Genomic DNA, 19,242 nt, shown 5'->3' with positions numbered 1-19,242 from the left:
TTAAGCAAAATTAAGGAGTAAGCCAGAGCAATGAAACGTCCGGACTACAGAACACTACAGGCACTTGATGCGGTTATTCGTGAACGCGGTTTTGAGCGCGCGGCGCAGAAGTTGTGCATTACCCAGTCCGCCGTATCACAGCGTATCAAACAGCTTGAAAACATGTTCGGGCAACCCCTGCTGGTGCGTACCGTTCCGCCGCGTCCAACGGAGCAAGGGCAAAAGCTCCTCGCGCTGCTGCGTCAGGTTGAACTGCTGGAAGATGAATGGCTGGGTGATGAACAAACGGGTTCCACGCCGCTGCTGCTGTCGCTGGCGGTGAACGCCGACAGTCTGGCAACCTGGCTGCTGCCTGCCCTTGCGCCAGTCCTGGCCGACTCCCCTATTCGACTGAATTTACAGGTAGAAGATGAAACCCGTACACAGGAGCGCCTGCGTCGTGGTGAAGTGGTTGGAGCGGTCAGTATCCAGCCTCAGGCATTGCCAAGCTGTCTTGTCGATCAGCTAGGTGCGCTGGACTACCTGTTTGTTGGCTCAAAAGCCTTTGCCGAGCGCTATTTCCCGAATGGCGTCACCCGCGCCGCGCTGCTGAAAGCCCCTGCCGTGGCGTTCGACCATCTGGATGATATGCACCAGGCGTTCCTGCAGCAAAACTTCGACCTCCCGCCGGGCAGCGTGCCGTGCCATATCGTGAACTCGTCCGAAGCCTTTGTGCAGCTTGCGCGTCAGGGCACCACCTGCTGCATGATCCCGCACCTGCAGATTGAGAGAGAGTTGAAAAGCGGTGAGCTGATTGACCTGACACCGGGGCTGTATCAGCGCCGGATGCTCTACTGGCACCGCTTTGCGCCGGAAAGCCGTATGATGCGCAACGTCACCGACGCGCTGCTGGCGTTCGGGCATAAGGTGTTGAGACAGGACTAATCGCTTGAATTCCCTCTCCCTGTGGGAGAGGGTTAGGGTGAGGGCAAATTACTGCGCCTTAGCTGCCTCAGTTTGCTGAGTTTGAGTTGGCTCCAGCTGGAACACCACATCCACCTGATCGTCGAACTGAATGGTTGGCTGCTCATAGGTTTCCTGAGCAGAAACCGGGGCTGCATCAGCCTTCATCATGCGTACCATCGGGCTTGGCTGGTAGTTAGAGACGTGGTAACGCACGCTGTAAACCGGGCCGAGCTTGCTCTTAAAGCCAGAAGCCAGCTGCTCCGCCTGATGGATTGCATCATCAATCGCGGCTTTACGCGCTTCGTCCTTGTATTTCTCCGGTTGCGCAACGCCCAGCGAGACGGAACGAATTTCATTCAGCCCCGCTTTTAACGCGCCATCAAGCAGCGAGTTCAGCTTATCAAGCTGACGCACGGTCACTTCCACGGTACGTACGGCACGGTAGCCTTTGAGAATGCTTTTCCCGTTCTGGTAGTCGTAATCCGGTTGGGTACGCAGGTTAGCGGAACTAATATCTTTTTTACCTACGCCATTCTGCTCGAGGAAAGAGAGATATTGCGCAACACGATCGTCAGCCTGCTTTTTAGCGGAGGCGGCATCTTTCGCGGCCACGTTCACTTCAATTGCCAGGGTTGCAACATCCGGTACCGCGTCCACGCTTGCGGTGCCTGAAGTGACGATGTGCGGGCCATTTGGCAATTCATTTGCCTGCACCGACACCGCACCTAAACTCACTAATGCCGCCAGGGCCATCACTTTAAACTTCACTGTCATTCCTCCATGTTGCGAAGAGTGCCCTCACATCAGGGCGCATGCCAGCAAGCTTAGCGGGTCTTGTTCAGATGTCCATAAGACAAACGCTTAGTTGAACAATCCCTGTACATGATGAATGCCCTCTTTTGCCAGCTGGAAAGCAATAAACCACATCACCAGACCGACCAGCGTATTGATGATGCGCTGAGCTTTAGCGGTACGCAAACGCGGGGCCAACCATGCCGCCAGAATGGCGAGGCCGAAGAACCAGAGGAAGGAGGCGCTGACCGTACCGAGCGCAAACCAGCGCTTTGGCTCAACGTCCAGTTGTCCACCCAGGCTACCCAACACCACGAAAGTATCCAGATAAACATGCGGATTGAGCCAGGTCACCGCCAGCATGGTGACGATAATTTTCCAGCGGCCCTGCTTCATCACTTTGGCGCTCGCCAGCTCAAGGTTGCTGCTCATCGCCGTTTTCAGCGCACCGAATCCGTACCACAGCAGGAATGCCACGCCGCCCCAGGTCACCAGCGCCAGCAGCCATGGAGACTGCATCAATAGCGCGCTGCCACCAAAAATCCCGGCGCAGATCAGTAGTAAGTCACTGACAGCACACAGCAACGCGATCATCAGATGATACTGGCGGCGGATGCCCTGGTTCATCACGAACGCATTTTGGGGACCGAGAGGGAGGATCATGGCCGCACCTAGTGCAAGCCCTTGAAAGTAATACGATAACATGACGTAAATCTCGCAGAATTGTCTTTGGAGCAGACTATACTGTGAGAATGACATTAGAGGAAATTGATAATATTAATTGGGTATTAGCATGGCTAATAAAATAAAAGCCCGGTGGCGCTAGCGCTTACCGGGCCTACGGGAGACGTTATTCGGCTTCTTTTACTTTTTTGACGTTTACGTCCATCTGCGGGTACGGGAAGCTGATGCCGTTGGCGTCAAACTCGCGCTTAATGCGCTCCAGCACGTCCCAGTAGACGTTTTGCAGATCGCTGCTTTTGCTCCAGATACGCACCACGAAGTTAATGGATGACGCGCCCAGCTCGTTTAGGCGAACCGTCTGCTCTTTATCTTTCAGAATACGATCGTCTGAAGCAATGATATTGCTAATCAGCGATTTTACCTGATCGATGTCGGAGTCATAGGCCACGCTAATAATCAGCTCATTACGACGCACCGGTTCACGGGAGAAGTTAATGATGTTGCCCGCGATGATTTTCCCGTTCGGTACCACCACGATACGGCCATCGACGGTACGCAAGGTGGTTGAGAAAATCTGCACCTGCAGCACGGTTCCGGCAATGCCGCCAAGGTCAACGTATTCACCCGAGCGGAACGGACGGAAGGTGACCAGCAGAACGCCTGCCGCCAGGTTTGAAAGTGAGCCCTGCAGCGCCAGACCAATAGCCAGACCAGCCGCACCGAGCACGGCGATGACGGATGCCGTCTGCACACCCACGCGACCCAGCGCCGCAATCAGCGTAAAGGCGATGATGCCATAACGCACCAGTGCGGAGAGGAAATCAGCCACCGTGGCGTCAATGTGACGGGCCAGCATCACGCGGTTGACCGCGTTCGATACGATACGCGCCACGATCATCCCGACGATGATGATGGCAATCGCCGCGACGATGTTCACGGCATAGCTCAGCAGCAGTGCCTGGTTGCGCACCAGCCAGTTACCGGCGTGATTGATGCTGTCTACAACATCGAGTTGTTCCATTTATTCTTCCTTTTGTTAAACCAAAACACAAAATCCATCCCCCATGGAGACAGGCAGGTCAGTAAAGGGTAAACAAAAAGCGCAAATATTGCCAAACAGATCACAAAAGCAGATGTTGCAGCATGTTGAAAACGCGAAAAAAAAGGCCCGCATTTGCGGGCCTTCTGATGCTGTTAGCAGCTCAAATTACAGAACGTCGATCGCGTTCAGTTCTTTGAATGCCTGCTCCAGACGGGTCACCATGGACGTCTGTGCAGCGCGCAGCCATACGCGTGGATCGTAGTATTTCTTGTTCGGCTGGTCTTCGCCTTTCGGGTTGCCCAGCTGACCCTGCAGGTAAGCTTCGTTGGTTTTGTAGTACTGCAGGATACCGTCCCATGTTGCCCACTGGGTGTCGGTATCGATGTTCATTTTCACTACGCCGTAGCTTACGGAGTCTTTGATTTCCTGAGCAGAAGAACCGGAACCGCCGTGGAAGACGAAGTTCAGGCTGTTGTGCGGCAGGTTGTGTTTCTTGGAAACGTATTCCTGAGAATCACGCAGGATGGTTGGGGTCAGAACCACGTTACCTGGTTTGTAAACGCCGTGTACGTTACCGAAGGACGCTGCGATGGTGAAGCGTGGGCTGATTTTGCTCAGCTCGGTGTAAGCGTAATCAACGTCTTCTGGCTGGGTGTACAGTGCAGAAGCGTCCATGTGGCTGTTGTCCACGCCGTCTTCTTCACCACCAGTGCAACCCAGTTCGATTTCCAGGGTCATGTCCATTTTGGCCATGCGCGCCAGGTATTTGGAGCAGATTTCAATGTTTTCGTGCAGTGACTCTTCAGACAGGTCGATCATGTGAGAAGAGAACAGTGGCTTACCGGTTGCCGCGAAGTGTTTTTCACCCGCGTCCAGCAGACCGTCGATCCACGGCAGCAGTTTCTTCGCGCAGTGGTCAGTGTGCAGGATAACTGGAACACCGTAGTGTTCAGCCATCTGGTGTACGTGGTGCGCACCAGAAATAGCACCCAGGATTGCAGCACCCTGAGGAACATCAGTTTTCACGCCTTTACCTGCGATGAACGCTGCGCCACCGTTAGAGAACTGAACGATAACTGGAGCTTTAACTTTGGCTGCAGTTTCCAGTACGGCGTTGATGGAGTCGGTACCCACGCAGTTAACTGCTGGCAGAGCGAAGTTGTTTTCTTTAGCTACCTGGAACACTTTCTGTACGTCATCACCAGTGATAACGCCAGGTTTTACGAAATCAAAAATTTTAGACATGTTGCTTAGTCCTGTATCTTCGGCCGTTAGAAAAGGTGCGTGCTCTTATAAGCGCGCTGAAAATTGGGCAGGTTTCCCTGCCCTTGAATGGCTTACTTCTTAGCGCGCTCTTCGAGCATTGCTACTGCTGGCAGTACTTTGCCTTCCACGAATTCGAGGAATGCGCCGCCACCAGTGGAGATGTAGGAGATCTTGTCAGCGATACCGAACAGGTCGATTGCTGCCAGGGTGTCACCACCGCCTGCGATAGAGAACGCTTCGCTGTCTGCAATTGCGTTAGCAACGATCTCAGTACCTTTGCGGAAGTTCGGGAATTCGAACACGCCAACAGGACCGTTCCACAGGATAGTTTTTGCGTTTTTCAGGATTTCAGCCAGTTTCTGTGCAGAAACGTCGCCCAGGTCCAGAATCTGCTCTTCATCTTTGATGTCATTTACAGATTTCAGGGTCGCGGTTGCGGTTTCGGAGAACTCGGTCGCTACGCGAACGTCAGTTGGAACCGGGATGTCACAGGTGGTCAGCAGGCGTTTGGCTTCGTCAACCAGGTCTGCTTCGTACAGGGATTTACCCACGTTGTGGCCCTGGGCGGCAACGAAGGTGTTCGCGATACCACCGCCAACGATCAGCTGGTCAGCGATTTTAGACAGGGAATCCAGAACGGTCAGTTTGGTAGAAACTTTAGAACCACCAACGATAGCCACCATTGGACGAGCCGGTTCTTTCAGTGCTTTACCCAGCGCTTCCAGTTCGTCAGCCAGCAGAGGACCGGCACAGGCTACGTCCGCGAATTTACCGATACCGTGGGTTGACGCCTGCGCGCGGTGAGCCGTACCGAAGGCATCCATGACAAATACGTCACACAGTGCAGCGTATTTTTTAGACAGTGCTTCGTCGTCTTTCTTTTCGCCTTTGTTGAAGCGAACGTTTTCCAGAACAACCAGCTCACCGGCAGCCACTTCAACGCCGTCCAGGTAATCTTTCACCAGGCGAACCGGGCTTGACAGTTTGTCTTTCAGGTAATTAACAACCGGCAGCAGAGAGAACTCTTCGTTGTACTCGCCTTCAGTTGGACGACCCAGGTGGGAAGTGACCATCACTTTAGCGCCCTGCTTCAGAGCCAGTTCGATGGTTGGCAGAGATGCACGGATACGCGCGTCGCTGGTCACTTTGCCATCTTTAACCGGTACGTTCAGATCGGCACGGATGAAAACGCGTTTACCAGCCAGATCCAGATCGGTCATCTTAATTACAGACATGGTGAATCCTCTCGTTGATTCTTAAAGTTTTGCAGACGCACGATGCGTCTTACCTGAAACCTTGAGCGGCCATTGCTAACGTGGTGTCGAGCATTCGGTTAGCAAAGCCCCATTCGTTATCACACCAGACCAGCGTCTTGATAAGGTGTGCCCCACTGACGCGCGTTTGTGTGCCATCGACGATAGCGCTGTGCGGGTCGTGGTTAAAATCTACTGAGACCAACGGTAATTCCGTATAGTCAACTATACCATGAAATGCACCCTGTGCCGCTTTTTGCAGCAAAAGGTTGACTTCACAGGCTTTTACCGGTTTTTTCACCGTCACGCTGAGGTCGATTGCGGTCACGTTAATCGTCGGAACGCGCACGGCAATCGCTTCGAAACGGTCGTTAAACTGCGGGAAAATTCGGGTGATCCCTGCCGCCAGTTTCGTATCCACCGGGATGATTGACTGGCTCGCTGCGCGAGTGCGTCGTAAATCCGGATGGTAGGCGTCGATAACCTGCTGATCGTGCATGGCGGAGTGAATCGTGGTCACGGTGCCGGATTCAATGCCATACGCATCGTCTAACAGTTTGATGACCGGAATAATGCAGTTGGTGGTACAGGAGGCGTTGGAAACAATGCGGTGTTCGGCCTGCAGCTCATGCTGGTTAACGCCAAACACGACGGTCGTGTCGAGGTCGTTACTGCCGGGGTGAGAAAACAGGACTTTTTTTGCGCCTGCGGCCAGATGTGCTTCGCCATGTTCGCGGCTGCCGTAAACGCCGGTACAGTCAAGCACGATATCCACACCCAGTTCACGCCACGGTAGCCCGGCGATGCTGCTCTCATGCAGTACGCGGATGGCATCGTCGCCGACAAACAGCTGATCTCTTTCCTGGCGAACATCCCAGGCAAAGCGTCCGTGGCTGGTGTCATATTTCAACAAATGCGCCATGCCCGCAGCATCCGCCAGTTCGTTGATTGCTACCACGGTTATTTCCGCACGACGCCCGGATTCATATAAAGCACGAACCACGTTGCGCCCGATGCGACCGAAGCCATTAATCGCTACGCGTACGGTCATAGATCTCCTGCAAAGCTATCCCTGGGTTTGAGGTGGCTGAAAGAGTAATCCAGCGACGCCCGAAGGGGAATCCTTGCTGTCACAAACTGCGATTGATTGGTCAATTGTCGAACATTTAATCGACTGAAACGCTTCAGCAAGAATAAGCGAATTGGGGAATAAAAGGAATCTCTGTCCAGATGAATAAGCGGGCTATATGACTTGCATCACATTTTTGATGGAATAATTAACGACGAGATAAAAGCAAAACGGTAACCGAGAGGTTACCGTTTTTAGTGTTTGCACCCTCTCCCCGTGGGAGAGGGTCGGGGTGAGGGCATCAGCCCGCACCATACAAACAATTACAGCAGTTCTTTCGCCTTAGCGACAACGTTCTCAACGGTGAAGCCGAACTCTTCGAACAGCAGCTCTGCCGGAGCAGATTCACCGAAGGTGGTCATACCGACGATAGCGCCGTTCAGGCCAACGTATTTGAACCAGTAGTCAGCGATGCCCGCTTCCACTGCCACGCGAGCGGAAACCGCTTTAGGCAGCACGGATTCACGGTATGCAGCATCCTGCTTGTCGAACGCATCGGTAGACGGCATGGAAACCACGCGCGCTTTCACGCCTTCGGCAGTCAGTTTTTCCCAGGCTGCAACAGCCAGTTCAACTTCAGAACCGGTGGCGATGAAGATCAGCTCTGGCTGGCCCGCGCAATCTTTCAGCACGTAACCACCGCGAGCGATGTTCGCCAGCTGCTCAGGCGTACGCTCCTGCTGTGCCAGGTTCTGACGGGAGAGGATCAGCGCGGTTGGACCGTCCTGACGCTCAACGCCGTATTTCCACGCCACCGCGGATTCAACCTGGTCACATGGACGCCATGTGCTCATGTTCGGCGTCACGCGCAGGGAAGCCACCTGCTCTACCGGCTGGTGAGTTGGGCCATCTTCGCCCAGACCGATGGAGTCGTGGGTGTAGACCATCACCTGACGCTGTTTCATCAGCGCGGCCATACGCACGGCGTTACGTGCATATTCAACGAACATCAGGAAGGTAGAGGTGTACGGCAGGAAACCACCGTGCAGGGAGATACCGTTGGCGATCGCGGTCATACCGAATTCACGTACACCGTAATGGATGTAGTTACCGGCAGTGTCTTCGTTGATCGCTTTAGAACCGGACCAGATAGTCAGGTTAGAAGGCGCGAGGTCAGCGGAGCCACCGAGGAATTCTGGCAGCAGAGGTCCGAACGCTTCAATCGCATTCTGAGACGCTTTACGGCTCGCGATTTTAGACGGGTTCGCCTGCAGCTTAGCAATGAACTCGTTCGCTTTCGCGTCGAAGTCAGACGGCATGTCGCCTTTCATGCGACGGGTGAACTCAGCTGCTTCCTGAGGGAAGGCCTTCGCATAGGCAGCGAACTTCTCGTTCCAGGCCGCTTCTTTCGCCTGGCCCACTTCTTTTGCATCCCACTGAGCGTAGATCTCAGATGGGATTTCGAATGCAGGGTGTTTCCAGCCCAGTGCTTCACGGGTCAGTGCGATTTCCGCGTCGCCCAGCGGTGCACCGTGGGAGTCGTGAGTACCCGCTTTGTTCGGCGAACCGAAGCCAATGATGGTTTTGCACATCAGCAGGGACGGTTTGTCCGTCACAGCGCGCGCTTCTTCTACTGCACGTTTAATCGAGTCAGCATCGTGGCCATCAACGCCACGCACAACGTGCCAGCCGTAGGCTTCGAAGCGTGCTGCAGTGTCGTCAGTGAACCAGCCTTCAACGTGACCGTCGATGGAGATACCGTTGTCGTCATAGAACGCAACCAGTTTGCCCAGCTTCAGGGTACCTGCCAGGGAGCACACTTCGTGAGAAATGCCTTCCATCATGCAGCCGTCGCCCATGAACGCGTAGGTGAAGTGGTCAACGATGTCGTGACCAGGACGGTTGAACTGCGCCGCCAGCGTCTTCTCAGCAATCGCCATACCGACTGCGTTAGCAATACCCTGACCCAGCGGGCCGGTGGTGGTTTCTACGCCCGCGGTGTAACCCACTTCCGGGTGACCTGGCGTTTTGGAGTGCAGCTGACGGAAGTTTTTCAGCTCTTCGATTGGCAGATCGTAGCCGGTGAGGTGCAGCAGGCTATAGATCAGCATAGAGCCGTGGCCGTTGGACAGCACGAAGCGGTCGCGGTCAGCCCATGACGGGTTCTGCGGGTTGTGGTTCAGGAAGTCACGCCACAGGACTTCGGCGATATCAGCCATACCCATAGGAGCCCCTGGGTGGCCAGATTTGGCTTTCTGTACTGCATCCATGCTCAGCGCACGAATAGCATTAGCAAGCTCTTTACGTGAGGACATTTTAACTCCAGATCGGACTGTTAAAGGCCATGCCCTTGACGACAGCGCGTTTTGGGCTACGCCGGAAAAAAGTGCCAACAATGTAACCCAAGCCGCAAGTCATGTACATGGAGCATTCTTTTGCTCGTTAAGAAATCTCTGGATCATGCTCGCATGTTGCGCAATCTCCTCGCCCGCCCCTGTCGATATTCCTTATACTTAGCCCGACACCGGCTTCGCTGACGGTGCACTTTTCGGATTTTATTCAGATTAACGAGTACGGAAGCAATCTCATGAAAATGCGTGCAATAGTGCTGGCCCTGGGTACGACGCTCCTGCTGAGCGGCTGTCAGAATATGGATTCTAACGGTCTGATGACCTCAGGCGCAGAAGCCTTTCAGGCCTATTCCCTGAGCGACGCGCAGGTAAAAGCGCTGAGCGATCAGGCGTGTAAAGATATGGACGGAAAAGCCACGCTTGCGCCGGCTAACAGTACCTACACGCAGCGTCTGAATAAGATTGCATCCGCGCTGGGCGACAACATCAACGGCCAGCCGGTGAACTACAAGGTTTACATGGCGAAAGACGTGAACGCCTTCGCCATGGCGAACGGCTGTATTCGCGTCTATAGCGGGCTGATGGACATGATGACCGACAACGAAGTGGAAGCGGTTATCGGCCACGAAATGGGCCACGTTGCGCTCGGCCACGTGAAGAAAGGGATGCAGGTTGCGTTAGGTACCAATGCCGTTCGTGCGGCGGCGGCCTCAGCGGGCGGTATCGTTGGCAGCCTGTCGCAGTCACAGCTTGGCGACGTCGGTGAAAAGCTGGTTAACTCCCAGTTCTCCCAGCGTCAGGAGTCCGAAGCGGATGATTACTCCTACGATCTGTTGCGCAAACGCGGGATTAATCCATCAGGTTTAGCCACCAGCTTCGAAAAACTGGCCAAGCTGGAGGCGGGTCGCCAAAGCTCTATGTTTGACGATCACCCGGCCTCGGAAGAACGTGCACAACATATTCGCGACCGTATGGCCGCAGACGGAATTAAATAATTTTACCGGGAGGCATATTTGCCTCCCTTTTATTTCGCATGAATTGCCAATTTAAAAGCACGTATCGGTAACTCGCCAGCAAGCCCCGCCACATCTGCATTTAGACCCTGAAACGTCTGGTCACATATTTATTGCAATCGTTAATATTTCCGGTAATTATCAACCACGCAATCATTCAAATTAATATATCCAGACAGAGACGTTCCCTCCGTGAAAAAAGAATTATCATTAGTTGCGTTAAGTTTATTCGCCGCATTACCTGCCGCAGCAAGCCAGCAATCCGACAGCCAGGGTTTTATTGACGACAGCCATCTGGATCTGTTTTTACGTAATGCCTATATCAGCCGCGATTACCATCAGGGCCAGCAGGATAAAGCCGAATGGGGCCAGGGCATCATTGCCACCTTTGCATCCGGCTATACCGAAGGGCTGGTGGGCTTCGGCGTGGACGGTATCGCCCAGTATGGCGTGCGTCTGGACGGTGGCCGCGGCAAGAGCGGCGCGGGCGGCATCGACTTCTTTAAGCAGGAAGACGACGGCCGGGCAAAATCCGATCTGGCAAAGTTTGGCGCGACGGCCAAAATGCGCATCTCCAATACCGTGCTGAGCTACGGGAACCAGCGTCCTGAGCTGCCAATCATTACATCCGACAGCTCCCGCCTGCTGTTTGAAAGCTACACCGGCACCCTGCTGACCTCGAAAGAGATCGACGGTCTGGAAGTGAACGCCGGTTACTTCACCGACGAGCAGCGTAAAAGCGATGACCGCCACGACAGCGGGCTGAAGAGCCTGACCTTCGGCGGCGCAAGCTACCAGTTCAACGACCAGTTCAGCGGCGCGCTGTACGCCTCTCATAATGAAGAGGTGATGAATAAGCAGTATCTGGGCATGAACTTCAAACAGCCGTTCAGCACCGGACAGCAGCTGGTGCTTGATTTCAACGGCTACAATTCGCGACTGGATCAGCGCTACGCGGACAGCCTCGACACGGGCCGCAGCAACACCATCTGGAGCCTGGCGGCGAGCTACATCTGGGATATTCATACCTTCAAGGTGGCGTACCAGCAGAGCAGCGGCAGCACCGGCTACAACTACGGCGGCTATCGCGACCAGGGCGGCGTGGGGGACGGCGGCAACACCATCTGGCTGGCGAACTCCTACTGGTCTGATTTCAACGGTGAAGACGAGCGCTCATGGCAGGCCTCTTACGGTCTGGACTTCGCCGGCCTCGGCCTGCCGGGCCTGAGCTGGACCACCGCTTACGTGCGTGGCGACAACATTAAAACGTCTGAAACCAGCAACGGCAAAGAGCACGAGTGGTTTAACCAGATCCAGTACAAGGTACAGGATGGCCCGGCAAAAGACCTGACGCTGCGCCTGCGCTACTCCGTACTGCGCGTCTCCAGCAACGCCAGCGACTATAACGTGGGCGGGGATGAGATCCGCGCTTACGTGGAATACCCGTTTAACGTGTTCTGATGAAAAAAGCCGGGTGGCGGCTTCGCCTTACCCGGCCTACAGTTTTCTCCCTCTCCCTGTGGGAGAGGGTTGGGGTACAGCTAGTAAAGCGTCTTCTGCGGCGGCCCGGCAAACTTCAGCGCGCCAATCTGCCCCATTCGCACTTCCACTACCGACGGCCCCGGCATCGCCAGCGCCTCCGTCATCACCGCATCAAAATCTTCTGCCCGCTCGACGCTCCACGCCTGAAGGCCAATCGCCTGCGCCAGCAGGGTGAAGTCCGGGGTATGCAGCTCGTTGTAATACTGACGCCCGCCGAAATACTTATCCTGAATACCGCGCATCACGCCGTAACCGCCGTCGTTCATGATCAGCAGCGTCACGTTGGCTTTTTCCTGCGCCAGCGTCGCCAGCTCGCCTAAATTCAGGCTCAGGCCGCCGTCGCCCACCAGCCCCACCACCTTGCGCTGCGGGTTAGCAATCGCGGTGCCGATCGCCATCGGCAGCCCCATGCCAATCGCCCCGGCCAAAGAGTGAATGTTCATCAGAGGTCCGTTGGCGCGGAACAGACGGCTGCCCCACAGGCTGCCCGACACGGTGATATCGCGCACCAGCAGGCCATCCTTCGGCAGCGCTTTCTCGATGGCGTCGTTGAGTTTCGCGTAGGCGCCGCACTGCTCGCGCAGCCCCTGTTCGGCTTGCTCAACCGCCTGCTGCACCTGCGTATCCCACTGTGCGTTGCCCCACTCGCGGCCCTGAATTTTGTCTGCAAGCGCGCCAAGCAACGCGGAACAGTCGGCTACCAGCGTGTTGTCCATCAGGTAGTTACGGCTTGCCGCCGCCGGGTCGATATCAATCTGCACGCGCGGATGCGGCAGCTCAAGCGTCCAGGAACGGGTTTCGTTGCTGCGCAGGCGTGAACCAGCGACCAGCGTAAAATCGCACTGCGCGATCAGCGCCTCCACCGACGGCGAGTTGTGAAACGCCCGCAGGCTGGCGCGATGGCCGTCCGGCAGCACGCCGCGCGCGTGGGTGCTGGAAATCACGGTGATACCCGCCTCCGCCAGCTTTTTCACCGCGTCAGCGCTTCCCAGCGCCCCGCCGCCCAGCCATAGTAGCGGCTTTTTTGCCAGCTTAAGCTGTGTCCACAGCGCATCAACCGTCATAGGATCGACGGCTGGAACCGAAGCCGGTTTCACCGGTTTCGTCACCAGCGACAGCGGAATTTTCGCACCCTGAATATCAATCGGGATTTCCACAGAGACCGGCCCGCACGGCGGCGTCTGCGCCTCCTGAATGGCTTTGTGCAGAATGGCCATCGCCTGGTTAGCGTTGCTGATGCGGTACGCCCGCTTTGAGCTGGCCTTCAGGAAGGTCAGCTGGTCGCGGGTTTCGTGGATAAACCCGGTGTCGGCATCCAGCCAGGCTTTCTCTACCTGCCCGGTTAAATGCAGCAGCGGCGTGCAGGCGCTCATCGCTTCCACCAGCGCACCTACGGCGTTACCCGCGCCCGCGCCGGTGCTGGTCAGCGCCACGCCGAGGCCGGAAAAGCGCCCGTGGGCATCGGCCATGGTGACGGAACCGGCTTCGCCGCGCGCGGGCACGAAGCGGATGTTGCCCCGCTGCCCCACCGCGTCAGCAATCGGCAGGTTGTGAATGGAGATGACGCCGTAAATGGCATCAACCTGATACTGCTCCAGCGTTCTGGCGATGGCGTCGCCGACGGTTATCATTTCGCTCATTGCACACCCTTTCTCAGTCGCACCAGTGGTTGACGCCGTTACCCGTCGCCAGATAAATGCTCTTTTGCTGCATCCAGGCTTTTAGCCCCTGAATACCCTTTTCGCGGCCCAGACCGCTCTCTTTAAAGCCCCCGAACGGGGTCGAAATGGCAAAAACTTTGTAGGTATTGATCCACACGGTTCCCGCTTCCAGCTGGTCGCTTAACCGCAGGGCACGCCCGGTATCGCGCGTCCAGATCCCCGCTGCCAGGCCATAAACCGAGTCGTTCGCTTCGCGAATAAGCGCCGTTTCATCGCGAAACGGCATCGCCACCAGCACCGGGCCGAAGATCTCCTCCTGACACGCGCGGGCGCTGTTGCTCAGCCCCTCGATAATCGTGGGCTGGAAAAAGCTGCCGTTACAAAGATTGGGATCGGCAGGGATCTCCCCGCCGCACAGTACGCGGCCCCCCTCGCGCTTCGCCAGCTCAACGTACGCCTGCACGCTCTGACGATGCCCGTCGTTGATCAGCGGCCCCACGTGGACGCCGTCGGTAAACGGGTGCCCGACGCGCAGCCCGCGAGTTAACTCCAGCAGCCGCGCCATCAGCGGCGCGTAAATGCTCTCGTGAATGAACAGCCGCGATCCGGCAATGCACGCCTGCCCCGCCGAGCTGAAAATGCCGTAGCAGATCCCGCGCGCGGCCTGCTCGAGGTCTGCATCTTCCAGCACGATGGTCGGGGATTTTCCGCCCAGCTCCAGCGAGGCCGGGATCAGCTTTTCCGCCGCCACGTGCGCCAGATGACGGCCCGTGGTGGTGCCGCCGGTAAAGGAAATTTTCCGCACGCGAGGATGGCGCGCCAGCGCATCGCCAATCACCGAGCCTTTGCCCGGCAGGACGCTCAGCAGCCCGGCGGGCAGCCCGGCCTGTTCGAAAATCCGCGCCAGCTCCAGCGCCATCAGCGGCGTGGCTTCGGCGGGCTTGAGGATCACCGCGTTACCGGCAGCAATGGCCGGCGCGACCTTCTGCATCTCGCTGGCAATCGGCGAGTTCCACGGCGTAATGGCGGCCACCACGCCGAGCGGCTCGTAGCGGCTCAGCGTCAGCAAATCGGGCTGGCGCGGCGTTGGGAGCTCCCCCTCCAGCAGCTCGCAGGCGGCGGCAAAGTAGCGCGCCGTTCCCGCCGCGCTCATCACCAGCCCGCGCGCTTCCGCCAGCGGTTTGCCGTTATCGCGGCTCTGCATCTGCGCCAGTTCATCCACGCGGGACTCAATCAGATCGGCAACCTTATGCAGGATCTTCGCCCGGACGTGCGGCAGGCAGCCGCGCCACGCCGGATCGCGCCAGGCGCGCTCTCCGGCCTCAATCGCCTCCTGCAGATCGTCGAGACTTGCCGCGTTCAGCGTAGCGTTAATTGACCCGTCAGCCGGGAAGTGGCTCTGCATCGGGCTGCCGCTGCCGTGTCGCCACTGGCCGCCGATAAAAATCTTCAGATCGTCCATCGTCACTCCTCAGCTCAGGGCCAGTTCACGGCAGGCGCGCACCGCGCTCAGTGCCGCCAGGGTGGAGGTTTTAGGATTAGAAGCCAGCGGCAGTCCGCTCAGCTCAAGATGGAACTCGCCGAACAATCCTTCCACGTGCAGCGTGTGGGTATTGCGTTTCGTTAACGGGTCGACCATCAGCTGCACGCGGGTCTCATCCATTCCCATACCGCCGAGCGCCACGGTTGCCGCCACGTTAGCGTTGGCAGGAAACAAACGCGCCGCCTCGCGGGCGCTGCCCTCGAAGAAGACCTTTGCTTCAGAAACAGAACTGAGATCGATAAGCTGCTCGGCGTAGCTGCCGCGCCAGCTGGCCGGGTTTTTGCGCGACCGGTAGGTCACGCGTTCAAGCCCGCCCTCTTTCGCCGCCGCCAGCCCGTCGATACCGGCAACCGCACCGGAGAGCAGCGTCAGTTTGCCTCCCGCCGCAAGCAGCCGCTGCTCCAGCGCGCTGTCCGCCAGCGCACCGGTGGAGATCACCGCCAGATGCCAGCCGCGTCTTAAAATCGCTTCGCCATACTGCGCCACCGCCTGCTGGCTGGCGCACTCCAGCACCAGATCGGGCGTATGCGCGCACTCCATCGGGGAGGCCAGCGCCACCACATCCTCGCCAAGCTGCGCGCGGATTGCCGCGTGGTGAGACTCGCGCGCCACGATCCAGCCGATAGCGACACCCTTAGGCAGGCGTTCAATCACCGCCTGCGCCATGGCACCGAATCCAATTAACATGACCTTTTTCATGATGTGTCCTTACAGATGGCGGCAGAAGCCGCCGGAAACGTCCAGCGCGGCGCCGGTGGTAAACGAGGCCAGCGGCGAGGCGAGAAACAGTAGCGCCTGCGCGGGCTCCTGCGGCTTGCCGAGGCGCGCCATCGGAATGCCGCGCTTGCGTGCGATATCCGCCGTCCACTCCAGCCAGCTCTGGCTTTTGTCCGCCCGGTTCTCAAAGCGGCGCTGCCACTGTCCGGACTCCACCATGCCGAGCAGAATGGAATTGACGCGGATGCCTTTGCCCACCAGCTCTTTTGAGAGCGTGAGCGTCATATTCAGCAGCGCGGCGCGGGCGGCGGAGGTGGCGATCATGTGCTCCTCCGGCTGCAGCGCCAGCAGGGAGTTCACGCAGGTGATAGAGGCGATGTCGGACTGCTCCAGCAGCGGCTGAAACGCCTGCACCGGGTTGATCACCCCGAACAGCTTCAGCTCGGCCTCGTGCAGCCACGCCTCACGCGGGGTGTCGTGGAAGTGTGCCACATAGCCCTGCCCGGCGTTGTTGATCAGCATATCCGCCCCGCCAAAGCGAGCCTGCACCGCGTCCGCGAAGGCCTGAATCTCGTCGGCGTTCAGCACGTCGCAGCGATAAGAGAAAATCTCCCCGTTAGGGTATTCGTTTTGCAGCGCCGCGTGGGCGCTGGCGAGCCGGTCCGGATCGCGGCCGCAGAAGGCTACCCTTGCCCCCTCGCCCAGCAGCAGGCGTAGCGTTTCAAAGCCAATGCCGGACGAACCGCCGGTAACGACCGCCACGCGGCCGTCAATGTGTGCATTCATCGCGCACCTCTTCGTTAATGCGTAAAAGCTGTTGGTTAAAAAACGCGTCGTTGTCGAGATAGCTGGCGTGTCCGGCCTGCGGGATCGCGATAAACGGCATGCCGTAGCGCAGCGCCAGCCCCTGCACCAGCTCCGGCTGGGTGATGGCATCCTGCTCGCCGCACCAGACTTCAAAATTGCCCGGGAAGCGCTTAAGCCAGCCGTGAATGTCGTCGTGCACCAGCATCCACGCGGCCGCGAGGTAGCCTTCCGGGCGCAGCGTGCGCATGCCCGCCGCCACGGTGGCAACATCTTCCTCTCGCGCGCCGGGGCGCAGCAGTTTCGCGGCGCGGGTCTGGGCGAGGATCTCACCGCCCAATGCCATCTGCTGTTCGCGGCTGCGCCAGACCTGCTCGCGCTGCGCCGGTGCGGCATTGCCGTAGCCCTGCGCGGCGTCCGCCAGCACCAGATGGATGACGCGATCCGGGAACTTCGCCGCAAAGGCGCTGGCGACCAGTGCGCCGAGCGAATGGCCGACCAGCACCGCCTGCCAGACGCCCGCGCGGTCAAGCATCGCCGCCAGCGCGTCGGCGTAATCCCCCGCGTTTGCACGCTCAACCGCCAGCATCGGGCTTTCGCCATAGCCGGGCATGTCCCACGCCAGCACGCGAAAGCCGTTCAGCGCCATCTGCTTGTGCCAGGAGGCCGCGCCGGAGCTGATACCGTGCAGCAGCATCAGCGGGATGCCGCTTCCCTGTTCACGAAAACCCGTCATCATGCCCCCTTAGTTCCGCTTCACTTTGGAAAGCGGATGATCGGCGGGGTAGGTCGGGATTTCCGGCTTGTTGGTCCCCAGCATGACGCACATCAGCGCCTCTTCTTCGCCGTGGTTAAACAGCCCGCGATAGATGCCCGGCGGAACTGAGATCAGGTCACGCTCCCGCAGCACGGTTTCGGTGTAGTTGTCGCCGTCCTGGATCATCAGCGTGATCTGCCCTTTAAGCATGAAGAACACCTCTTCCACGTCGTCGTGCAGGTGCAGCGGCCCTTCGCACTTCGACGGCAGCACCATGGTGGAGAAGGTAAAATGGTCCGCCTGCACGGTGTTGGTGTCGTTCGCGACGCCCGTTGCGCCGGTGCCGATATAGCGCATCTGCGCCCGGCGGTACTTCGGGTCAAAATCGGCCTGGAACTTCAGCGCGTTCCAGTCGTACTTGCGGCCTTCGAAGCGCGCAATGCGCGACTCGACCCACTCTTCCATCGTCAGGTGGTCAGGTTTGATGCCTGTTGTGTTGGTTACGGTTGAATCAGTCATGACACTCTCCTCAGTAACGTCTCAGCAGCGGCAGTAACAGGACGCAGCCCACCGCCGCCATCACCGCCAGAAAAATCAGCCCGGAATCCATGCTGTGGGTGAAGGCGATTAACGCCCCCATCACCGCTGGCGACAGCGCGCCCGCAAAGTTTCCCAGCCCGTTGAAAATGCCGCCCGCCGTGGCGCTCACCCGAGGATGGGTGGCCTTCGCCAGCAGGGCGAAAATGTTGGGTGCGCCGGTGCCCCACATAAAGGTGCTGAAGCTCATCGCCGCGATGATGGTCAGCGGGGTGTCGAGGTGCATCACCGCCGCCAGGCCTATCGCAGCCCCCGCCATCGAGATAAAGCAGGCCGCCGCGCGCTTATCGACCCGGTCCGACAGCCACGCGCCAATGACCTCGCCCGCCAGCATGGCGATGAACGGCATCGACGACAGCCAGCCCGCGTGCTCCAGGTGAATGCCTTTGCCCTTAATCAGGTAGCCCGGCAGCCAGCCGTTGATGCCCCACAGGTAGGTCAGGAAAGCGATATTAAAGATGCAGATGATCCAGAAGTGCGGGCTGACAAACAGCTCGCGGCGCGCGGCGCGGCGCTCGTCCTGAGACGTCTGCGAAGTGCCGGGCTTCGTATCCAGACGGATCCCGCGCAGGCCGATGCGCACAAAGATCAGCACCGGCACGGTGAGCATCGCCATCACGAAGAAGGTGCTTTGCCAGCCGAAGGTGTTCAGCAGCCAGAGGGAAAGCGGGAAGCCAATCGCCGCGCCCACCGGCGTGCCCAGCAGCCAGAGCATGGTGGCACGCGCCTGAAGATGCTGCGGGAAGTTGTGACGCACGATGGCGAAGGCCAGCGGGAACAGCGGCCCTTCTGCCACGCCCAGCAAAATGCGCAGGACGATCATCAGCGTGTAATTATGGGTGAAGCCCATCGCCACCATCAGCACGCACCACACCGCCATCATTCCGGTGAGCAGGCGCAGCGGCGCAATTTTGTCGCCCAGCCCGCTTAAAAACACCGACGAAAAGCCGTAGCTGAGCAGAAAGGCGCTCATCAAAATGCCGAGGCGCGTGGTGTCGAAATCGATGCCCATCGCCTGCTGGAAATGGCCGTCGGAAAACAGCGCCGCGATGCTGATTTTGTCGAAGAACGCCAGCAGCACGCAGGCCAGCAGCGACAGCGGGATAGCCCAGCGCACCGCTTTTTCAGGCGTACGGGTTCCCTCACCGCTCGCCTCAACGGGCGCGGTGTTGGTCTCTAATGTGGTCATGTCTCCCCCTACGGGTG

The 19,242-nt window shown here is 58.1% G+C and carries 17 protein-coding genes; 3 read left to right on the top strand and 14 right to left on the bottom strand.

Features of this window, described 5'->3' with window-relative positions; all coding sequences use genetic code 11:
* Nucleotides 1-30: 30 nt before the first annotated feature.
* Nucleotides 31-924, top strand: a complete 894-nt coding sequence (gene argP / locus KW829_RS12955; protein WP_006178395.1) for a DNA-binding transcriptional regulator ArgP — start codon at nt 31-33, stop codon at nt 922-924.
* Between the two features lie 48 nt (nt 925-972).
* Here the strand turns inward: argP and KW829_RS12950 are convergent, their stop codons facing one another.
* The 7 genes from KW829_RS12950 to tkt all read right to left on the bottom strand — a co-directional run bounded on the left by KW829_RS12950 (nt 973) and on the right by tkt (nt 9,366).
* Entirely contained in the window at nt 973-1,713 is a 741-nt protein-coding gene (locus KW829_RS12950; protein ID WP_042715527.1) for an oxidative stress defense protein, read from the bottom strand.
* 93 nt (nt 1,714-1,806) lie between these two features.
* Entirely contained in the window at nt 1,807-2,442 is a 636-nt protein-coding gene (gene argO / locus KW829_RS12945) for an arginine exporter ArgO (protein ID WP_218308360.1), read from the bottom strand.
* Between the two features lie 145 nt (nt 2,443-2,587).
* A complete protein-coding gene (locus KW829_RS12940) occupies nt 2,588-3,442 on the bottom strand; it encodes a small-conductance mechanosensitive channel MscS (protein WP_010435377.1) in 855 nt (284 codons plus the stop codon).
* Nucleotides 3,443-3,628: 186 nt separating this feature from the next.
* Nucleotides 3,629-4,708, bottom strand: a complete 1,080-nt coding sequence (gene fbaA, locus KW829_RS12935) for a class II fructose-bisphosphate aldolase (RefSeq protein ID WP_042715531.1) — start codon at nt 4,706-4,708, stop codon at nt 3,629-3,631.
* A 92-nt stretch (nt 4,709-4,800) separates the two neighbouring features.
* Complete coding sequence (gene pgk, locus KW829_RS12930) at nt 4,801-5,964, bottom strand: phosphoglycerate kinase (RefSeq protein ID WP_010435381.1); 1,164 nt, start codon at nt 5,962-5,964, stop codon at nt 4,801-4,803.
* A gap of 49 nt (nt 5,965-6,013) precedes the next feature.
* A complete protein-coding gene (gene epd, locus KW829_RS12925; RefSeq protein WP_218308359.1) occupies nt 6,014-7,033 on the bottom strand; it encodes an erythrose-4-phosphate dehydrogenase in 1,020 nt (339 codons plus the stop codon).
* Between the two features lie 341 nt (nt 7,034-7,374).
* A complete protein-coding gene (gene tkt, locus KW829_RS12920; protein ID WP_010435385.1) occupies nt 7,375-9,366 on the bottom strand; it encodes a transketolase in 1,992 nt (663 codons plus the stop codon).
* Between the two features lie 272 nt (nt 9,367-9,638).
* Between tkt and KW829_RS12915 the strand changes: the two genes are divergently transcribed.
* Both KW829_RS12915 and KW829_RS12910 read left to right on the top strand, forming a co-directional pair.
* Nucleotides 9,639-10,397, top strand: a complete 759-nt coding sequence (locus tag KW829_RS12915; protein ID WP_010435388.1) for a M48 family metallopeptidase — start codon at nt 9,639-9,641, stop codon at nt 10,395-10,397.
* Nucleotides 10,398-10,607: 210 nt separating this feature from the next.
* Nucleotides 10,608-11,876: an OprD family outer membrane porin gene (locus KW829_RS12910; RefSeq protein ID WP_089600003.1), complete on the top strand. Its 1,269-nt coding sequence runs from the start codon at nt 10,608-10,610 to the stop codon at nt 11,874-11,876.
* 80 nt (nt 11,877-11,956) lie between these two features.
* Here KW829_RS12910 and KW829_RS12905 read toward each other — a convergent pair whose 3' ends face one another.
* The 7 genes from KW829_RS12905 to KW829_RS12875 are packed head-to-tail and all read right to left on the bottom strand — an operon-like array spanning nt 11,957 to nt 19,225.
* A complete protein-coding gene (locus KW829_RS12905) occupies nt 11,957-13,597 on the bottom strand; it encodes a thiamine pyrophosphate-binding protein (RefSeq protein WP_218308358.1) in 1,641 nt (546 codons plus the stop codon).
* Nucleotides 13,598-13,610: 13 nt separating this feature from the next.
* Entirely contained in the window at nt 13,611-15,080 is a 1,470-nt protein-coding gene (locus KW829_RS12900) for an aldehyde dehydrogenase (RefSeq protein ID WP_218308357.1), read from the bottom strand.
* Between the two features lie 9 nt (nt 15,081-15,089).
* Nucleotides 15,090-15,860 carry an aspartate dehydrogenase gene (locus tag KW829_RS12895; RefSeq protein ID WP_218308356.1) on the bottom strand — a complete coding sequence of 257 codons (771 nt, stop codon included), beginning with the start codon at nt 15,858-15,860 and terminating at the stop codon, nt 15,090-15,092.
* 9 nt (nt 15,861-15,869) lie between these two features.
* Nucleotides 15,870-16,664, bottom strand: a complete 795-nt coding sequence (locus tag KW829_RS12890; RefSeq protein ID WP_042719034.1) for an SDR family oxidoreductase — start codon at nt 16,662-16,664, stop codon at nt 15,870-15,872.
* Nucleotides 16,648-17,418: an alpha/beta fold hydrolase gene (locus tag KW829_RS12885; protein WP_089599994.1), complete on the bottom strand. Its 771-nt coding sequence runs from the start codon at nt 17,416-17,418 to the stop codon at nt 16,648-16,650. Before KW829_RS12885 ends, KW829_RS12890 begins: the two co-directional genes overlap by 17 nt.
* A 9-nt stretch (nt 17,419-17,427) precedes the next feature.
* Complete coding sequence (locus KW829_RS12880) at nt 17,428-17,958, bottom strand: cupin domain-containing protein (protein ID WP_010435408.1); 531 nt, start codon at nt 17,956-17,958, stop codon at nt 17,428-17,430.
* A gap of 10 nt (nt 17,959-17,968) precedes the next feature.
* On the bottom strand, nt 17,969-19,225 hold the full coding sequence (locus KW829_RS12875; protein ID WP_174340143.1) for an MFS transporter: 1,257 nt from the start codon (nt 19,223-19,225) through the stop codon (nt 17,969-17,971).
* Nucleotides 19,226-19,242 lie beyond the last annotated feature (17 nt).

Origin of the sequence: Enterobacter sp. ENT02 (genome assembly GCF_019219165.1) — a bacterium.
In the GTDB taxonomy this organism is placed as follows: domain Bacteria; phylum Pseudomonadota; class Gammaproteobacteria; order Enterobacterales; family Enterobacteriaceae; genus Enterobacter; species Enterobacter mori.
This window is presented reverse-complemented; position numbering and strand designations above follow the sequence as displayed.